This is a genomic window from Streptococcus oralis, assembly GCF_023109195.1.
GTDB classification, from domain to species: Bacteria; Bacillota; Bacilli; order Lactobacillales; family Streptococcaceae; genus Streptococcus; species Streptococcus oralis_BV.
This window is the reverse complement of record NZ_JALDUB010000001.1, coordinates 764,147-782,236: the sequence shown is the minus strand read 5'-3', so window position 1 is coordinate 782,236 and position 18,090 is coordinate 764,147. Positions and strand designations below refer to the sequence as shown.

General features: G+C 41.5%; 18 protein-coding genes and 1 other annotated feature. Of the genes, 17 read left to right on the top strand and 1 reads right to left on the bottom strand.

What is annotated here, in order from left to right; all coding sequences use genetic code 11:
• From rsmI to M1F65_RS03750, 8 genes are all read left to right on the top strand, one after another.
• A complete protein-coding gene (rsmI, locus tag M1F65_RS03785; protein WP_001166866.1) occupies positions 1 to 879 on the top strand; it encodes a 16S rRNA (cytidine(1402)-2'-O)-methyltransferase in 879 nt (292 codons plus the stop codon).
• 133 nt (positions 880 to 1,012) lie between these two features.
• Complete coding sequence (gene trmFO / locus M1F65_RS03780; RefSeq protein WP_042902397.1) at positions 1,013 to 2,347, top strand: methylenetetrahydrofolate--tRNA-(uracil(54)-C(5))-methyltransferase (FADH(2)-oxidizing) TrmFO; 1,335 nt, start codon at positions 1,013 to 1,015, stop codon at positions 2,345 to 2,347.
• Between the two features lie 83 nt (positions 2,348 to 2,430).
• On the top strand, positions 2,431 to 3,168 hold the full coding sequence (gene pyrH, locus M1F65_RS03775) for a UMP kinase (RefSeq protein ID WP_000002996.1): 738 nt from the start codon (positions 2,431 to 2,433) through the stop codon (positions 3,166 to 3,168).
• Between the two features lie 7 nt (positions 3,169 to 3,175).
• Positions 3,176 to 3,733: a ribosome recycling factor gene (gene frr, locus M1F65_RS03770; protein WP_001262235.1), complete on the top strand. Its 558-nt coding sequence runs from the start codon at positions 3,176 to 3,178 to the stop codon at positions 3,731 to 3,733.
• A gap of 59 nt (positions 3,734 to 3,792) precedes the next feature.
• Positions 3,793 to 4,647 (top strand): RNA-binding virulence regulatory protein CvfB, encoded by an 855-nt coding sequence (gene cvfB / locus M1F65_RS03765; RefSeq protein WP_042902396.1) that lies wholly within the window; start codon positions 3,793 to 3,795, stop codon positions 4,645 to 4,647.
• An 11-nt stretch (positions 4,648 to 4,658) separates the two neighbouring features.
• A complete protein-coding gene (locus M1F65_RS03760; protein WP_247925506.1) occupies positions 4,659 to 5,264 on the top strand; it encodes a GrpB family protein in 606 nt (201 codons plus the stop codon).
• Positions 5,261 to 5,476 carry a YozE family protein gene (locus tag M1F65_RS03755; RefSeq protein ID WP_001232084.1) on the top strand — a complete coding sequence of 72 codons (216 nt, stop codon included), beginning with the start codon at positions 5,261 to 5,263 and terminating at the stop codon, positions 5,474 to 5,476. The genes M1F65_RS03760 and M1F65_RS03755 overlap by 4 nt, the downstream gene beginning before the upstream one ends.
• Positions 5,477 to 5,556: 80 nt before the next feature.
• A complete protein-coding gene (locus tag M1F65_RS03750; RefSeq protein WP_000658168.1) occupies positions 5,557 to 6,543 on the top strand; it encodes a PhoH family protein in 987 nt (328 codons plus the stop codon).
• A 56-nt stretch (positions 6,544 to 6,599) separates the two neighbouring features.
• Here the strand turns inward: M1F65_RS03750 and ald are convergent, their stop codons facing one another.
• A complete protein-coding gene (gene ald / locus M1F65_RS03745; protein ID WP_247925505.1) occupies positions 6,600 to 7,712 on the bottom strand; it encodes an alanine dehydrogenase in 1,113 nt (370 codons plus the stop codon).
• A gap of 175 nt (positions 7,713 to 7,887) precedes the next feature.
• Here ald and M1F65_RS03740 point away from each other — a divergent pair, with 175 nt between their 5' ends.
• The 9 genes from M1F65_RS03740 to gloA all read left to right on the top strand — a co-directional run bounded on the left by M1F65_RS03740 (position 7,888) and on the right by gloA (position 17,894).
• Positions 7,888 to 8,457: a GNAT family N-acetyltransferase gene (locus tag M1F65_RS03740; RefSeq protein WP_247925504.1), complete on the top strand. Its 570-nt coding sequence runs from the start codon at positions 7,888 to 7,890 to the stop codon at positions 8,455 to 8,457.
• Between the two features lie 65 nt (positions 8,458 to 8,522).
• Entirely contained in the window at positions 8,523 to 9,173 is a 651-nt protein-coding gene (locus M1F65_RS03735; protein ID WP_084880597.1) for a helix-hairpin-helix domain-containing protein, read from the top strand.
• Positions 9,157 to 11,397, top strand: coding sequence for a DNA internalization-related competence protein ComEC/Rec2 (locus tag M1F65_RS03730; RefSeq protein ID WP_247925503.1), 2,241 nt, complete (start codon positions 9,157 to 9,159; stop codon positions 11,395 to 11,397). Before M1F65_RS03735 ends, M1F65_RS03730 begins: the two co-directional genes overlap by 17 nt.
• Positions 11,398 to 11,469: 72 nt before the next feature.
• Positions 11,470 to 11,601, top strand: a sequence feature (ribosomal protein L20 leader region).
• Between the two features lie 15 nt (positions 11,602 to 11,616).
• Positions 11,617 to 12,147, top strand: coding sequence for a translation initiation factor IF-3 (infC, locus tag M1F65_RS03725; protein WP_000848184.1), 531 nt, complete (start codon positions 11,617 to 11,619; stop codon positions 12,145 to 12,147).
• 32 nt (positions 12,148 to 12,179) lie between these two features.
• Complete coding sequence (rpmI, locus tag M1F65_RS03720) at positions 12,180 to 12,380, top strand: 50S ribosomal protein L35 (protein WP_001125942.1); 201 nt, start codon at positions 12,180 to 12,182, stop codon at positions 12,378 to 12,380.
• A 51-nt stretch (positions 12,381 to 12,431) separates the two neighbouring features.
• The gene (rplT, locus tag M1F65_RS03715) at positions 12,432 to 12,791 is read left to right on the top strand and encodes a 50S ribosomal protein L20 (RefSeq protein ID WP_000124830.1); all 360 of its coding nucleotides are present in this window, start codon (positions 12,432 to 12,434) and stop codon (positions 12,789 to 12,791) included.
• Positions 12,792 to 12,966: 175 nt separating this feature from the next.
• Positions 12,967 to 14,631, top strand: coding sequence for a molecular chaperone HscC (locus M1F65_RS03710; protein ID WP_049549982.1), 1,665 nt, complete (start codon positions 12,967 to 12,969; stop codon positions 14,629 to 14,631).
• Between the two features lie 13 nt (positions 14,632 to 14,644).
• The gene (locus M1F65_RS03705; RefSeq protein ID WP_247925502.1) at positions 14,645 to 17,416 is read left to right on the top strand and encodes a J domain-containing protein; all 2,772 of its coding nucleotides are present in this window, start codon (positions 14,645 to 14,647) and stop codon (positions 17,414 to 17,416) included.
• Positions 17,417 to 17,513: 97 nt separating this feature from the next.
• Positions 17,514 to 17,894 (top strand): lactoylglutathione lyase, encoded by a 381-nt coding sequence (gloA, locus tag M1F65_RS03700; protein ID WP_000157150.1) that lies wholly within the window; start codon positions 17,514 to 17,516, stop codon positions 17,892 to 17,894.
• Positions 17,895 to 18,090 lie beyond the last annotated feature (196 nt).

Here is an 18,090-nt window from a genome sequence, read left to right as displayed (position 1 = left end):
ATGCAGATTCAAAAAAGTTTTAAGGGGCAGTCTCCCTATGGCAAGCTTTATCTAGTGGCAACACCGATTGGCAATCTAGATGACATGACCTTTCGTGCCATCCAGACCTTGAAAGAAGTGGACTGGATTGCAGCTGAGGACACGCGCAATACAGGACTTTTGCTCAAGCATTTTGACATTTCCACCAAGCAGATTAGTTTTCACGAGCACAATGCCAAGGAAAAAATTCCTGATTTGATTGGTTTCTTGAAAGCAGGCCAAAGTATCGCTCAGGTCTCCGATGCGGGTCTGCCTAGTATCTCGGACCCTGGTCATGATTTGGTTAAGGCAGCTATTGAGGAAGAAATTGCAGTAGTGACAGTTCCAGGTGCTAGTGCAGGAATTTCTGCCTTGATTGCCAGTGGCCTAGCTCCACAACCACATATCTTTTACGGTTTCTTACCGAGAAAATCAGGCCAGCAAAAGCAATTTTTCGACTTAAAAAAAGATTACCCAGAAACTCAGATTTTCTACGAATCGCCCCACCGTGTATCAGATACATTGGAAAATATGCTAGAAGTCTACGGTGACCGCTCGGTAGTCTTGGTCAGGGAATTGACCAAAATCTATGAAGAATACCAACGAGGAAAGATTTCAGAGCTACTAGAAAGTATTGCTGAAACGCCACTCAAGGGTGAATGCCTTCTCATCGTTAAAGGCGCAAGTCAGGATGTGGAGGAAAAGGACGAGGAGGACTTGTTTTCAGAAATCCAATCTCGTATCCAGCAAGGCATGAAGAAAAATCAAGCCATTAAGGAAGTTGCGAAACTCTACCAGTGGAATAAAAGCCAACTCTACGCTGCCTACCACGAATGGGAAGAAAATCAAGAAAATGACTAAACAGGGAAGTTTGCCATCTTCCCTTTTTTTGTTATACTAGTAGAAGAAAAATTAGAAAGATTTGTGGGTGTCAAACAGTCTAGTAGCTTGTTTTGATATGAACTTAGGTTCCACCCAAAGAGGTATTAGTGTCGTGTCTCAATCTTATATCAATGTTATCGGTGCTGGTTTGGCAGGTTCTGAAGCAGCCTACCAAATCGCAGAACGCGGTATTCCAGTTAAACTTTATGAAATGCGTGGGGTCAAGTCAACACCTCAGCACAAAACAGACAATTTTGCTGAATTGGTTTGTTCCAATTCCTTACGTGGGGATGCTTTGACCAATGCAGTTGGGCTTCTCAAGGAAGAAATGCGTCGCTTGGGTTCTGTTATCTTGGAATCTGCTGAAGCTACACGTGTTCCTGCTGGTGGAGCCCTTGCGGTGGACCGTGATGGTTTCTCTCAAATGGTGACTGAAAAAGTGGCTAATCACCCCTTGATTGAAGTGGTTCGTGATGAAATTACAGAATTGCCGACTGATGTTATTACAGTTGTCGCTACTGGTCCTTTAACCAGCGATGCCCTAGCTGAAAAGATTCATGCCCTTAATGACGGTGATGGTTTCTATTTCTACGATGCGGCGGCGCCGATTATCGATGTCAATACCATCGATATGAGCAAGGTCTATCTCAAGTCTCGTTATGACAAGGGAGAAGCAGCCTACCTCAATGCCCCTATGACCAAGCAAGAGTTTATGGATTTTCATGAAGCCTTGGTCAATGCTGAAGAAGCACCGCTGAATTCGTTTGAAAAAGAAAAGTACTTTGAAGGATGTATGCCTATCGAAGTCATGGCCAAGCGTGGCATTAAAACCATGCTTTATGGTCCGATGAAGCCAGTCGGTCTGGAGTATCCAGACGACTACACAGGCCCTCGTGACGGGGAGTTCAAAACACCGTATGCGGTTGTCCAACTTCGTCAGGATAATGCGGCTGGTAGTCTCTACAATATCGTCGGTTTCCAAACCCACCTCAAATGGGGAGAACAAAAGCGTGTCTTCCAAATGATTCCTGGTCTTGAAAATGCTGAGTTTGTTCGTTATGGGGTTATGCACCGCAATTCTTACATGGATTCACCAAATCTTCTTGAGCAGACTTACCGTTCTAAGAAACAGCCTAACCTCTTCTTTGCTGGTCAGATGACGGGTGTGGAAGGCTATGTTGAGTCAGCAGCCTCAGGCTTGGTTGCAGGTATTAACGCGGCTCGACTCTTCAAGGGTGAAAGTGAAGCTATCTTCCCAGAGACCACAGCGATCGGAAGTCTAGCTCATTACATCACTCATGCGGACAGCAAACATTTCCAACCAATGAATGTCAATTTTGGGATTATCAAGGAATTGGAAGGCGAGCGTATCCGTGATAAAAAAGCTCGTTATGAAAAAATTGCAGAGCGTGCCCTTGCCGACTTAGAGGAATTTTTAACTGTCTAATTTTTTTGAAAGAATTGCTCATGATACTATAAAAATCTTAGAAATTGTGATAAAATAGGTAGGATAAAAAAAGGAGAGTAAAAATGGCGAACCCCAAGTATAAACGTATTTTAATCAAGTTATCAGGTGAAGCCCTTGCCGGTGAACGTGGCGTAGGGATTGATATCCAAACAGTTCAAACAATCGCAAAAGAGATTCAAGAAGTTCATAGCTTAGGTATCGAAATTGCCCTTGTTATTGGTGGAGGAAATCTCTGGCGTGGTGAACCTGCTGCAGAAGCAGGAATGGACCGTGTTCAGGCAGATTACACTGGAATGCTTGGGACCGTGATGAATGCTCTTGTGATGGCAGATTCATTGCAGCAAGTTGGTGTCGATACGCGTGTGCAAACTGCCATTGCTATGCAACAAGTGGCAGAACCTTACGTACGTGGACGTGCCCTTCGCCACCTTGAAAAAGGCCGTATCGTTATCTTTGGTGCTGGAATTGGTTCACCTTACTTCTCAACAGATACAACAGCAGCCCTTCGTGCAGCTGAAATCGAAGCAGATGCCATTCTGATGGCTAAAAATGGTGTAGATGGTGTTTACAATGCCGATCCTAAGAAAGACAAGACAGCTGTTAAGTTTGAAGAATTGACCCACCGTGACGTTATCAACAAAGGTCTTCGTATCATGGACTCAACTGCTTCAACCCTCTCTATGGACAACGACATTGACTTGGTTGTCTTTAACATGAACCAACCAGGCAACATCAAACGTGTTGTATTTGGTGAAAATATCGGAACAACAGTTTCAAACAATATCGAAGAAAAGGAATAAGAAAATTATGGCTAATGCAATTGTAGAAAAAGCTAAAGAGAGAATGACCCAGTCTCACCAATCACTTGCTCGTGAATTTGGTGGTATCCGCGCCGGTCGTGCCAACGCAAGCTTACTAGACCGTATCCACGTAGAATACTATGGAGTCGAAACTCCTCTTAACCAAATCGCTTCAATTACCATTCCAGAAGCGCGTGTCTTGTTGGTAACACCATTTGACAAGTCTTCATTGAAGGACATCGAACGTGCCTTGAACGCTTCTGATCTTGGAATTACACCAGCTAATGACGGCTCTGTGATCCGCTTGGTTATCCCTGCTCTTACAGAAGAGACTCGTCGTGACCTTGCTAAAGAAGTGAAGAAGGTCGGTGAGAATGCTAAAGTGGCTGTCCGCAATATCCGCCGTGATGCTATGGATGAGGCTAAAAAACAAGAAAAAGCAAAAGAAATCACTGAAGACGAATTGAAGACTCTTGAAAAAGATATTCAAAAAGTAACAGACGATGCTGTGAAACACATCGACGACATGACTGCCAATAAAGAAAAAGAAATCTTGGAAGTCTAAAAATAAACAGAAAAACTCAGTTGGCATTGCTGGCTGAGTTTTATTCGAAAGAAGGAAATATGAATACAAATCTTGCAAGTTTTATCGTTGGACTTATCATCGATGAAAATGACCGTTTTTACTTTGTGCAAAAGGATGGTCAAACCTATGCACTTTCTAAGGAAGAAGGTCAACATACAGTAGGGGATACGGTCAAAGGTTTTGCCTATACAGATATGAAGCAAAAACTCCGCTTGACCACTCTAGAAGTGACTGCAACTCAGGACCAATTTGGCTGGGGAACGGTAACGGAAGTTCGTAAGGACTTGGGTGTCTTTGTCGATACTGGTCTACCTGATAAGGAAATCGTTGTGTCACTCGATATCCTCCCTGAGCTCAAAGAACTCTGGCCTAAGAAGGGTGATAAACTTTACATCCGTCTTGAAGTGGACAAGAAAGACCGCATCTGGGGACTTTTAGCGTATCAGGAAGACTTCCAACGTTTGGCTCGTCCTGCCTACAATAATATGCAGAATCAAAACTGGCCAGCCATTGTATATCGTCTCAAGTTGTCAGGAACCTTTGTTTACTTGCCAGAGAATAACATGCTTGGTTTCATTCACCCAAGTGAGCGCTACGCAGAGCCACGTTTGGGACAAGTGCTAGATGCGCGTGTTATTGGTTTCCGTGAGGTGGACCGCACCTTGAATCTATCCCTTAAACCACGTTCCTTTGAAATGTTGGAAAATGATGCCCAGATGATTTTGACCTACTTGGAAAGCAATGGCGGTTTCATGACCTTAAATGATAAGTCATCTCCTGAAGACATCAAGGCAACCTTTGGCATTTCTAAAGGTCAGTTCAAGAAAGCACTCGGTGGCTTGATGAAGGCTGGTAAAATCAAGCAAGATCAGTTTGGGACAGAGTTGATTTAAACCTTATAGACATGATAAAGAAACTTGAAGAAATGAGTTTAGAGGAACTCTGTCAACTTTTTCCTATTTTTCTAGTAGAGCATAAGTCAGAGTGGAAAGACTGGTATGAATCGGAAAAAACAAGTCTGAAAAAAATATTGGGTGCAAATGTTATTAAAAGAATAGAACATATCGGTAGCACTGCTATCCCTAATATTTGGGCCAAAAATATCGTTGATATTCTGCTAGAAGTAGGTAGAATAGAGGATTTAGCAAGAGTCAGGGATTTATTGGTGAAGAATGGTTGGCTAGTGATGTCGGAGAGTCCTAACAGGATTTCGCTAAATAAAGGATATACAGAGCAGGGATTTGCTGAGAACGTTTTTCATCTACATTTGCGAATGACGGGAGATCATGACGAGATTTATTTTAGAGATTATCTCTGCCAGCATCCAGATATTGCCCAAGCGTATCAGGAATTAAAACTAAGTTTGTGGAAACAATTTGAACACAATCGAGACGCCTATACAGATGCGAAAACGGATTTTATAAACCACTACGTTTCAGAGGCTAAGTCCAGTAATTTTCAAGAATCAGAAAAGTGTCATCAAAAAACTCTTGATAGGAGAAAGAATTGAGAAAATCATTTTACACTTGGCTCATGACTGAGCGCAATCCTAAAAGTAATAGCCCCAAAGCCATCTTGGCAGACCTCGCTTTTGAGGAGTCAGCCTTCCCAAAACACACGGATGATTTTGATGAGGTGAGTCGCTTTTTGGAGGAGCATGCCAGCTTCTCTTTTAACCTAGGAGACTTTGACGCCATCTGGCAAGAATACTTAGAACACTAGAGACAATGAGATGAGGCTAGTATTTTATTGTTCTCTTTGCTATAATAAAAAGAAATAAACGGATTAGAGAGGTTCTTTATTTGAAGGAACATTCAATAGACATTCAACTGAGTCATCCAGATGACTTGTTCCATCTTTTTGGTTCCAATGAGCGCCATCTTCGTTTGATGGAAGAAGAGCTCGATGTGGTGATTCATGCTCGTACGGAGATTGTGCAGGTTATCGGAGAAGAGTCTGCCTGTGAGGAAGCCCGTCAGGTTATTCAGGCTTTGATGGTCTTGGTGAATCGGGGCATGACGGTTGGCACACCAGATGTGGTGACTGCGATTAGCATGGTCAAAAACGATGAAATCGACAAGTTTGTCGCCCTTTACGAAGAAGAAATCATCAAGGATAATACTGGGAAGCCTATCCGTGTCAAAACCTTGGGTCAAAAACTTTATGTGGACAGTGTCAAACAGCATGATGTGACCTTTGGAATCGGACCTGCAGGGACTGGGAAGACCTTTCTTGCAGTGACCTTGGCAGTGACAGCCCTTAAACGTGGGCAGGTCAAGCGGATTATTCTTACTCGTCCAGCAGTGGAAGCAGGTGAGAGTCTAGGATTTCTTCCAGGTGATCTCAAGGAGAAGGTGGATCCTTATCTTCGACCAGTTTACGATGCCTTGTATCAGATTCTCGGCAAAGACCAAACGACCCGTCTCATGGAGCGTGAAATTATCGAAATCGCGCCCCTTGCCTACATGCGTGGGCGGACCTTGGACGATGCTTTTGTCATTCTCGATGAGGCACAAAATACGACCATCATGCAGATGAAGATGTTCCTGACTCGTTTAGGCTTTAATTCGAAGATGATTGTCAATGGAGATATCAGCCAGATTGACCTACCACGCAATGTTAAGTCCGGTTTGATTGATGCCCAAGAAAAGCTCAAGAATATTCACCAAATCGACTTTGTTCATTTTTCAGCCAAGGATGTGGTTCGTCATCCAGTTGTCGCTCAGATTATCCGAGCTTATGAACCAGCTCCAGTTAAGGTTGAAGAAAAGAACCAAGAAACAGAATAGCAAAAAAGCAGTTCAGATTTGAACTGCTCTTTTTCTGATTTAATGACTGATTGTTGTTAAACAAGTTCGTCGATAGACGTGTGCTCTTTATCGAGCCCTTGAGCAACTGGGAGGCTGGTCAAGTAACCTTGATAAGTGGTAACACCTTGACGCAAGCCCTCATCTTCAGCAATTGCTTGTGCGAATCCTTTGTCAGCCAATGCTTCGATATAAGGAAGAGTGACATTGGTTAGGGCGATAGTAGAAGTACGGGCGACCGCACCAGGGATATTGGCAACGGCATAGTGGAGAACACCATGTTTTTCATAGACAGGTTCATCGTGCGTTGTCACACGGTCAGCTGTCTCGATAACGCCACCTTGGTCAACGGCAACGTCAACGATGACAGAGCCTGGACGCATTTGTTTGACCATCTCATCTGTCACCAATTTCGGTGCTTTGGCACCAGGGATGAGAACTGCACCAATCACCACATCAGCATCTCTCACACTTGCTTCGATGTTGAATGAATTAGACATAAGAGTTTGAATTTGGTTTCCAAAGACTTCTTCTAGAACCGAGAGACGCTTAGCGCTGATATCTAAAATAGTCACTTGAGCACCAAGACCAAGGGCAATGCGGGCAGCATGTGTACCGACGACACCACCACCGATGATAGTTACTTTTCCTTTTGGAACGCCTGGTACACCACCTAGTAGGACACCAGAACCACCAGCTTGCTTAGTAAGGAAGTGGGCTCCGATTTGAACAGCCATACGACCAGCAACCTCACTCATAGGAACGAGGAGTGGTAGTTGTCCTTGATTATCACGAACAGTTTCATAGGCAACTCCTGTTGTTTTTGCTGCTAGCATAGCATCTGCTAATTCTGGAGCAGCGGCCATGTGCAAGTAGGTGAAGAGAAGAAGATCGTCGCGCAAATAACCATATTCAGAAGCTAGTGGTTCTTTTACTTTCACGACCAACTCGGCAGCCCAGGCTTCAGCAGCAGTAGCGACAATCACAGCTCCTTGCTTTTGATAGTCTGCATCAGTAAATCCTGAACCGAGACCAGCATTTGTTTCAATGAGGACACGATGTCCACGACTGACTAAACTGTGGACGCCAGCAGGAGTGAGGGCAACACGGTTTTCATTATTTTTAATTTCTTTTGGAATTCCGATTAACATAGAGATAACCTACCTTTCAATTGACGGTCTTGTTTTAGTTGTCACATTTAAGTTCATAGATCAAAAATGTGATGGTTTTATTGTATATGAAACCGCTTCAAAAATCAAGAAAAACTTGTCATCCAAATTTATTTATGCTAGACTAGTGAGAATCAAGCTCTAATGGAGAAAAAGTATGGAATCAATATTTGTGAAATTTGCCCAGTATCCATCTATAGAAACGGAGCGTTTATTGCTCCGACCTGTAACCTTGGACGATGCAGAAGCTATGTTTGAGTATGCTTCAGACAGAGAAAATACACGCTATACTTTTCCAACAAATCAAAGCTTAGAAGAAACTAAGAATAACATTGCTCAGCTTTACTTGGCTAATCCCTTGGGCCGTTGGGGAATCGAACTAAAAAGCACTGGTCAGTTTATCGGAACTATTGACTTGCACAAGATTGATCCCATTCTCAAAAAAGCAGCTATTGGATACATTATCAATAAAAAGTATTGGAATCAAGGATTGACGACAGAAGCCAATCGTGCCGTGATTGAACTGGCTTTTGAGAAGATTGGAATGAACAAGTTGACCGCTCTTCATGACAAAGACAATCCCGCATCTGGCAAGGTCATGGAGAAATCAGGTATGCGTTTTTCCCACGAAGAACCCTATGCCAGAATGGATAATAAAGAACCAGGTCGAATTATCACAAGAGTTCATTATGTCTTGACCAAGGAAGACTATTTTGCAAATAAATAAGCAGGTGAAAAGATTTTTCAGCTGTTTTTTCTTTCTCTTGCGAATAACTTAAGAGAGGAGAAAATATGGAAGCAATTATCGAGAAAATTAAAGAGTATAAAATCATTGTCATCTGTGCTGGTTTAGGTTTGGCCTTGGGCGGATTTTTCCTACTAAAGCCAACTTCACAAACATCTGTGAAAGAAACAAACTTGCAGGCTGAAGTTGCAGCTGTTTCAAAGGATTCATCATCTGAAAAGGAAATCAAGAAGGAAGAAAAGGAAGAATCTCCTGAACAAGATCTAATCACAGTAGATGTTAAGGGGGCTGTTAAATCGCCAGGGATTTATGATTTGCCAGTAGGGAGTCGGGTTCATGATGCCGTTCAGAAGGCAGGTGGATTGACAGAGGAAGCAGATAGTAAATCGCTCAATCTCGCTCAGAAAGTCAGTGACGAGGCTCTTGTCTATGTTCCAACTAAGGGAGAAGAAGCAGCTAGCCAGCAGACTGGTTCTGGAACGACTCCTTCGACAAGTAAAGATAAGAAGGTCAACCTCAATAAAGCTAGTCTGGAAGAACTCAAGCAGGTCAAAGGCTTGGGAGGAAAACGAGCGCAGGATATTATCGACCATCGTGAGGCAAATGGCAAATTCAAGTCGGTAGATGAATTAAAGAAAGTCTCTGGTATAGGCGCTAAGACCATAGAAAAGCTAAAAGATTATGTCACAGTGGATTAAGAATTTCCCTATTCCTCTAATCTATCTGAGCTTTCTGTTGCTCTGGCTTTACTATGCCATTTTTGGAGTGTCCTATCTCGCTCTGCTAGGTTTTGTTTTTTTGCTGATCTGCCTCTTTTTCCAATTTCCTTGGAAATCGGCTGGTAAAGTTCTAGCGATTTGTGGAGTTTTTGGAATTTGGTTTTTGTTTCAAAATTGGCAACAGACACAAGCTAGTCAGAACATAGTGGATTCTGTTGAGAGGGTACGGATTTTACCAGATACCATCAAAGTCAATGGAGACAGTCTGTCCTTTCGGGGCAAGGCTGACGGCAGCACTTTCCAAGTTTACTATAAACTCCAGTCCGAGGAGGAGAAAGAGTACTTTCAAGCCTTAACAGACCTTCACGAGATAGAGCTAGAAGGGAAAGTCTCTGAACCTGAAGGACAGAGAAATTTTGGTGGATTTGACTACCAAGCCTATCTAAAGACTCAAGGGATTTACCAGACACTGACTATCAAGAACATCCAGTCGCTTAAAAAGGTTAACAGTTGGGATATAGGAGAAAATCTGTCTAGTTTACGTCGAAAGGCTGTAGTTTGGATCAAGACGTACTTTCCAGATCCTATGCGCAATTATATGACAGGTCTTCTTTTAGGACATTTGGACACGGACTTTGAGGAGATGAATGAGCTTTATTCCAGTCTTGGAATTATCCATCTCTTTGCCTTGTCGGGTATGCAGGTGGGCTTCTTTATGGATGCTTTTAAGAAACTCCTCTTGCGATTGGGCTTGACCCAAGAAAAGTTGAAGTGGCTAACTTATCCCTTTTCTCTTATCTATGCAGGTCTGACAGGATTTTCAGCATCGGTCATTCGCAGTCTCTTGCAAAAGTTACTGGCCCAACATGGTATTAAGGGTTTGGATAATTTTGCCTTGACGGTCCTTGTCCTTTTTATCATTATGCCAAACTTTTTCCTAACTGCAGGAGGAGTCTTGTCCTGCGCTTATGCTTTTATCTTGACCATGACTAGCAAAGAAGGCGATGGGATCAAGGCAGTTGCTAGAGAAAGTCTAGTCATTTCCTTGGGAATATTGCCTATTCTATCCTTCTATTTTGCAGAATTTCAGCCTTGGTCTATCATTTTGACCTTTGTCTTTTCCTTTCTGTTTGATGTGGTCTTTTTGCCACTTTTGTCCATCTTATTTATTCTGTCCTTTATTTACCCAGTCACTCAGTTTAACTTTGTCTTTGAGTGGTTGGAGAATATCATTCGATTGGTATCGCAGCTGGCAAGCAGGCCTCTGGTCTTTGGTCAACCCAACGCATGGCTGTTAATTCTACTGTTAATTTCCTTGGCAATACTGTATGATTTTAGGAAAAATATCAAAAGAGTAGCTGGAGTCAGCTTATTGATTATAGGTCTCTTTTTCCTAACCAAACATCCGCTGGGTAATGAAATCACCATGCTGGATGTGGGGCAAGGTGAAAGTATTTTCCTACGGGATGTGACTGGGAAAACTATTCTCATAGATGTAGGTGGTAAGGCAGAATCTGATAAGAAAATCGAGGCTTGGCAAGAAAAGTCGACGACCAGCACTGCCCAGCGTACCTTGATTCCCTATCTTAAAAGTCGAGGAGTAGATAAGATTGACCAGCTGATTTTGACCAATACAGACAAGGAACATGTTGGTGATTTACTGGAGGTGACCAAGGCTTTCCATGTTGGGGAGATTTTAGTATCAAAAGGAAGTCTGACACAGAAGGAATTTGTAGCGGAACTAGAAGCAAGTCAAAACAAGGTACGTAGTGTGGTAGCTGGGGAGAATTTCCCGATTTTTGGCAGTTTCTTAGAAGTCCTATCTCCAAGGAAGATTGGAGATGGGAATCGTGATGATTCTCTGGTTCTTTATGGAAAACTTTTGGATAAGCACTTTCTCTTCATAGGAAATTTGAAAGAGAAGGGAGAGAAGGATCTTCTAAAGCAATACCCTGGCTTAGAGGTGGATGTCCTGAAAGCAGGCCAACATGGTGCTAAAACCTCATCAAATCCAGCTTTCCTAGAAAAAATCAAACCAGAAATTACTCTCATTTCAGTCGGAAAGAGCAATCGTGCGAAACTCCCCCATCAGGAAACCTTGACACGACTGGAAAGTATCAAGAGTAAGATCTACCGAACTGACCAGCAAGGGGCTATCCGCTTTACAGGGTGGAATAGTTGGAGAATTGAAACGGTTCGATAAAATAGACAAACTTTTCGAAAAATTGACTTTTTATCTTGACAAGGAATAGAAAACTTGGTATCATATAAAAGTTGAGAAAAGCAGAAGTGAGAGCTTCTCGCCTTGTGACATCAAGTTGCCTGGCCCTACGGATGAAAAGTTTCTAAGAAACGCTATCATAACGTGCGGGCTTGTATTATTACGAGTCCGCTATTGTTTTTCTCTAATAATAAAAAAGAGGTGAAAACCATAGCAAAGCAAGACTTATTCATCAATGATGAAATTCGTGTACGTGAAGTTCGCTTGATCGGTCTTGAGGGAGAACAGCTAGGCATCAAGCCACTCAGCGAAGCGCAAGCATTGGCTGATAGTGCAAATGTTGACTTAGTATTGATTCAACCCCAAGCAAAACCACCTGTTGCAAAAATTATGGACTACGGTAAGTTCAAATTTGAGTATCAGAAAAAGCAAAAAGAACAACGTAAAAAACAAAGTGTTGTTACTGTGAAAGAAGTTCGTCTGAGTCCAACGATTGACAAGGGTGACTTTGACACAAAACTTCGCAATGCACGCAAGTTCCTTGAAAAAGGAAATAAAGTTAAGGTATCCATTCGCTTTAAAGGGCGTATGATCACCCATAAAGAGATTGGTGCAAAAGTTTTAGCCGAGTTTGCTGAAGCAACACAAGATATTGCGATCATCGAACAACGAGCTAAGATGGATGGACGCCAAATGTTCATGCAGTTGGCGCCAGCAACTGACAAAAAATAATTGTCAGAAAGTTAAATAAAGGAGAAAAAATCATGCCAAAACAAAAAACACACCGCGCATCAGCTAAACGTTTCAAACGTACAGGTTCTGGTGGACTTAAACGTTTCCGTGCTTACACTTCTCACCGTTTCCACGGAAAAACTAAGAAACAACGTCGTCATCTTCGTAAAGCATCTATGGTGCATTCAGGAGATTTCAAACGTATTAAAGCAATGCTTACTCGCTTGAAATAATAGCCTAACAGTAAGTAAACAATTCTAGGAAATATTTGGAGGAAATAAAACATGGCACGTGTTAAAGGTGGCGTTGTATCACGCAAACGTCGTAAACGTATTCTTAAATTAGCAAAAGGTTACTATGGAGCTAAACACATCTTGTTCCGTACTGCAAAAGAACAAGTAATGAACTCTTACTACTATGCATACCGTGACCGTCGTCAGAAAAAACGTGACTTCCGTAAATTGTGGATCACTCGTATCAATGCGGCAGCTCGTTTGAACGGACTTTCATACTCACAATTGATGCATGGTTTGAAATTGGCTGAAATCGAAGTTAACCGTAAAATGCTTGCTGACTTGGCTGTTAACGATGCAGCAGCTTTCACAGCACTTGCAGATGCAGCTAAAGCAAAACTTGGTAAATAATGACAAACTGTTTCATTCTTACTCTCGTGGTTTTTACCGCAAGAGTAGGGTGAAACTTTTTTATTTTCCTTAAACGATTTTCGATTTTAAAGAGTAAATGACAGATTTTTTCAAAGAAAATAGGATATTTCCTGTATAATAGGAATATCTAAAAAAGATTTGGAGTTACAAGAAAATGATAGTAGGTATTGATTTAGGAACGACTAATTCTTTAGTAGGGGTATACCAGGATGGCCAGGTCAAGCTGATTCCCAATGCTTTTGGTGAATATTTGACGCCATCTGTTGTGGCTTTAGATGACAATGATGAGATTATAGTTGGAAAAATTGCCAAGGAACGCTTGGTGACTCACCCAGACAAGACCGTTTCTCAGTTCAAGCGTTTTATGGGGACCAAGCATGAATTGACGCTAGGAAATCGAGCATATAAGGCTGAAGAATTGAGCTCTTTTATCATTCGAAAGTTGGTAGACGATGCAGAGACCTATCTTGGAGAAAAGGTCGAGGAAGTGATTGTCAGTGTACCAGCCTATTTCAATGATGCTCAACGCTATGCGACCAAACTAGCAGGGAAATTTGCAGGTGTTCAGATTGATCGGATTATCAATGAACCTTCCGCAGCGGCTCTTGCTAAAAGATCTATGGTAAACCAAGAAGATCAATCTTTTATTGTAGTCGATTTTGGTGGGGGTACGCTAGATATCTCAGTTGTGGAGCTTTTTGATAATATCGTCGAAATCGTGTCGATTGCAGGGGACAATCGTTTGGGAGGAGAAGACTTCACTGCGGCTATTGCTGAGGAATTTTTAGTCTCCAATAAATTAACCAAGGATACGATTTCCCGTGAATTTTATGGCAAAATTCTGGTACAGGCTGAAAAGACTAAACTAGAACTCAATGAGAAAGAAGAAGTGAAGATGACAGTTCTGGACCAAGAACAGGAATACACTTTAGACTTGAGCTACCAGCGTTTTTATGAGCTTTGTCAACCTCTGCTAGCCCGTGTTAAGGCCGTTTTGGACCGTGCCTTGATGGATGCACGCTATAGCTATGTATCATCAGATAACTTTGTTCTTGTTGGGGGGACTTCGAAACTCCGCTTGGTTCAGGACTTTTTATCCTACTGTATCAATCAAGTGGTGCAGGTTTCGGATGATCCTGATCGGATGATTGCGAGAGGTTGTGCCCTTCTAGCAGGAATCAAAGAACGCCAGGGTGAGATTCGAGATTTGTTGCTGTCTGATATTTGTCCTTTTACACTGGGGATTGAGATAGTTGGAGACCGTTTTTCACCGATTATTGAGCGAAATTCTACCCTACCTGCTTCACGCATTGAGCAGTACTACACGGCTGAATTGGGACAGAGCCAAGTCAAGATAAAGGTCTATCAAGGTGAGATGATGAAGGCATCACAAAACCTGTTTCTAGGAGAATTAGAAGTTCCCGTCCCTGTTAATACTAGAGAAAATGAAAGTTTCACAGTTCGTTTTACCTATGATTTAAATGGGATTTTGGATGTCGAAGTGAAAATTGATTCAACACAGGAAGTCTTTAGCAATGTTATTCTCCAAGATAGTGTTACTCTGACAGAAAAGGAAATCAAGGCTAAGCAAGCAGAGTTGACTCGCTATAAGATTAATGCTCAAGAAACAGAGGTTTATCGTTTCTTGATTGAAAAAGCGAATCGCGTGTACAGTATGCTCTTGGGGAGAAGAAGAGATGAGCTAATGGTTGAAACTAGACGATTTGAAGAAGAGGTCAGTCAAGCATCTGTGTATCATTTGCCAAAACTTTATCAATCATTTTCAAACTATTTAGACTTCCTAGAGCGAGGACTGTAAAAGAGGAGACCTTATGAATATATGGGAAACTTTAGGGATAGAGCCAACGACTGACGTCAAGCTTATTAGAAGGCGTTATGCTGAACTGGTTCGGCTCTATCACCCAGAAGACCAACCAGAAATTTACCAAGAAATTGTTGAAGCTTATCAAAAAGCCTTGACTTATGTGAGATCTAGAAATACAAAACCAGAAAATAGTCTAAGAAAAGCGAGTGACTCTCAAGAAGCTGCTGAACTTGAAGAAGAGGCGAATGAAAAGCCTAACTCTAGTCTCCACTTTGAAAACTTGACTGAAGAAACGAATACTGAGAACGAAGAGTCTGAAAGATCTAGTCTTGATTTCAGTGATTATCAGCAATCGACTGATAAATTCAGCGATTCCTTTAACTTTGAAACCTTTAAAGCAGAAGAGGATAAGCAAAAGTCCACCCTTGACTTTAGTGACTATGATGAGGAAGTTCAGCTAAATGGAGATTCTGAAGAAAGAGCTACGAATACCCTCAACTTTGAAACGTTTGGTGACGAAGAGAACCAAGGGCAAGAAGGAACAACAAGGTCTACTCTTGACTTTAGTGGTTATAATGAAGGAACCTATCTGATCCAAAATGCGATTGAAAGTATTGTTGGAAACGACGGGTATAACCAAGAGGAACAAGAGCATCTATGGCGTCAGTTCTTTCATCAGTATCAGTATGATATGGACATTGTTCAATCCGTTTTAGAGGAAATGGATGTTTATATTTTTAACAAACCGGAGCAATTCTCTATCCTCATCCCCTTGCTGGAAGATTATATACCTGACTTTAAGTACTGGGGCTATTACTATAAGCTGAAGTATTGGAAAGTTAAAAGAGCTATAGCAGAAGAGGAAGGCAGTTCGCTTGAAAGCGCACATGAAGCCACTGAAGAATTCTATTATTCTTATCAACTTTGCCAAGAAATTCTTCAAGATTCTAACCAAGCAAATCAATTGAGCTCTTGGATAGAGTTTTTCAAGCACCCCTATCTGAGCTTTATGGTCTTAGATCAAGTAAATCAAAATCGTCAGATAATCAAGAGTGTGCCCGTTTTAACCTATATTCTTGAAAAAAACCGACAAGTCATATTTGAAGAGGATTATCCACTCTTGAATGACTTGGCTGATTACTTAGACGAAGTAAAAGGGGAGCTGGGAGAAAACGTTGACTTTAGTCACTACTTTCTAGATAATCCAGATGAAGTTGAGGCAGCCTTCTATGAGTTGCTCCATGCTCAGTATGAAGATGAGTATAAACTGTTACGTGATTGGCAATACCTTTTTGAATCAGTCAAAGATCACACGCTCCTACTTGATTTGTTAGAAAAGGTGGACGTCTATCCTTTAACCAATGCGAAAGTGTTAGCCCTCGTTCTCCAATTTGTGGAGCGTTACAGTGATGAGGAATCAAATCCTTACCTGAAAAAACTCCATTTCTGGAAGAGTATCCATTACTATCCTTCAGTGGTAGAGGAGTATGCACTAGATAAAAAAGAAAATTTTGATTACTGGTACAATGAAGGTTATCTTTATGTGGATAAGCTTACTAATAGCGATGAAGATATCAATGATTGGGAGAAGTGGAGAAGCTACTTTAAAGGAAGACCACGCATTCTAACGATTTTACTTCAACAGATCTATAAGGAGTACCATCGATTTACAGATGGCGATCTCCTAAGATATGTTTTAGCTCCTTTTCCTACTTCTAAAATGGCTCCCCAAATGATGACGGAGGAGACAGACCAGAAACTAGAAGAGATGACAGTTTATGCTTATGAACTTAGTCATCCAAAGGCCAAGCTCTCTTATTTGGATTGGAAAAAAAGACAAGTCTTTAAAAATAAGTTTCTTCAGCTTTTCTCTGGTCTCTTTACGATTGTATGTTTGCTACTTAGTATTCTAGAGAGACCTGGTTATAATTCATGGGTTCATGCTGGTATGTTTTCTCTCTTTTACGTCTATATGCTAAAATTAAGGAAAACACCGATTGAGGAAGGAGTGACTGCTAGGGGAGAAAAACGAAAATTCTACTACAGTCCTCATCCATGGTTCCTGCTAATCTTGTTATTAACCCTCGTCATTCCATCCTTACCGTTTGGTCTCATTGGTGCCCTTATGTTCATTACATTTTTCAGCTTCATCGATGGTTTCCAAGTGAGTCAGGGGCTGAAGTGGGATTATTCTTTGGATAAGCTGATTCCTGTCGGTATCTTTCTTTCTGCTGGCTTCTTATCTGCTTTGGTAAATCGAAGCCAGATCATTTCCGGAGTTGCAATGATGTACTTCCATATTTTTGTAATCCTTGTGATTTGCTTGTCTTTTACACGATTTAGTCCTGGATTTCCACCATCTCTGAAGAAAATTTTCATACCAGCAATCTTGGGAATCCTACTCTTTCAAACGTTGCCATATATTCACAGCCGTTTAGATATCTTTGATCCAACTATTCTACGAAATGAAACACTGGCTATAACTGTTATCCTCTTGTTAAATGGAATTGCCTTATCTTATTTTACAAAGGAACAAGGCTTCATGATTGGTGTGAAGAAGGTCTTTATGATTTATGGATTGCAGATCTTTATTTTCCTAAGAAGACTGTTCCGAATCCTATTTGCACCAAATTCAGTTTTCGGTAATAACTATCATTACAAAGACTTACTAATCATGAACAGCGAATTTACGTTCTACTTCCTCGAGGGACTTTTTGTCCTGATCATGCTTTTCCTTATTCGCAATATACGCAAGGAAAATCGTAAAAGTGCTGCTTAGAATGAAAGCGTAGAGAAGAGGACTCTGGTTCAAGTTTCTAGTAAATTTTCCTGAATAAAGGTATAATAGAACTATTAAAACGAAAGAGGTAATGAAAATGGCTTCAAAAATGCTACACACTTGCTTGCGAGTAGAAAACCTTGAAAAATCAATCGCTTTTTATCAAGATGCTTTTGGATTTAAAGAATTGCGTCGCAGAGATTTTCCAGATCATGCTTTCACCATTGTCTATCTAGGACTTGAGGGGGATGACTATGAGTTGGAGTTGACCTATAACTATGATCACGGTCCTTACGTGGTAGGAGATGGCTTCGCCCATATCGCCCTCAGTACACCTGACCTTGAGGCCCTACATCAAGAACATAGCGCTAAAGGCTATGAGGTGACAGCTCCTAATGGACTTCCAGGAACTCAACCAAACTATTACTTTGTCAAGGATCCTGACGGTTACAAGGTCGAAGTCATTCGTGAAAAATAATCCAGTGAAGTCAAGTAGAATGTTCGTTTTCTACTTGACTTTTTTTCTTTGAAAGAGTATACTAATACAAATTTAACCTTTAAGGGGAGTCCAGAGAGACTCACAAGGTGTCAGATAAAAGGGATAAGGGGACTCTCTGTGGAGACTTTTTAAGTGTGCGCATGAGTTCTAGCCTAACCCAACTGAGGCCTTGCAT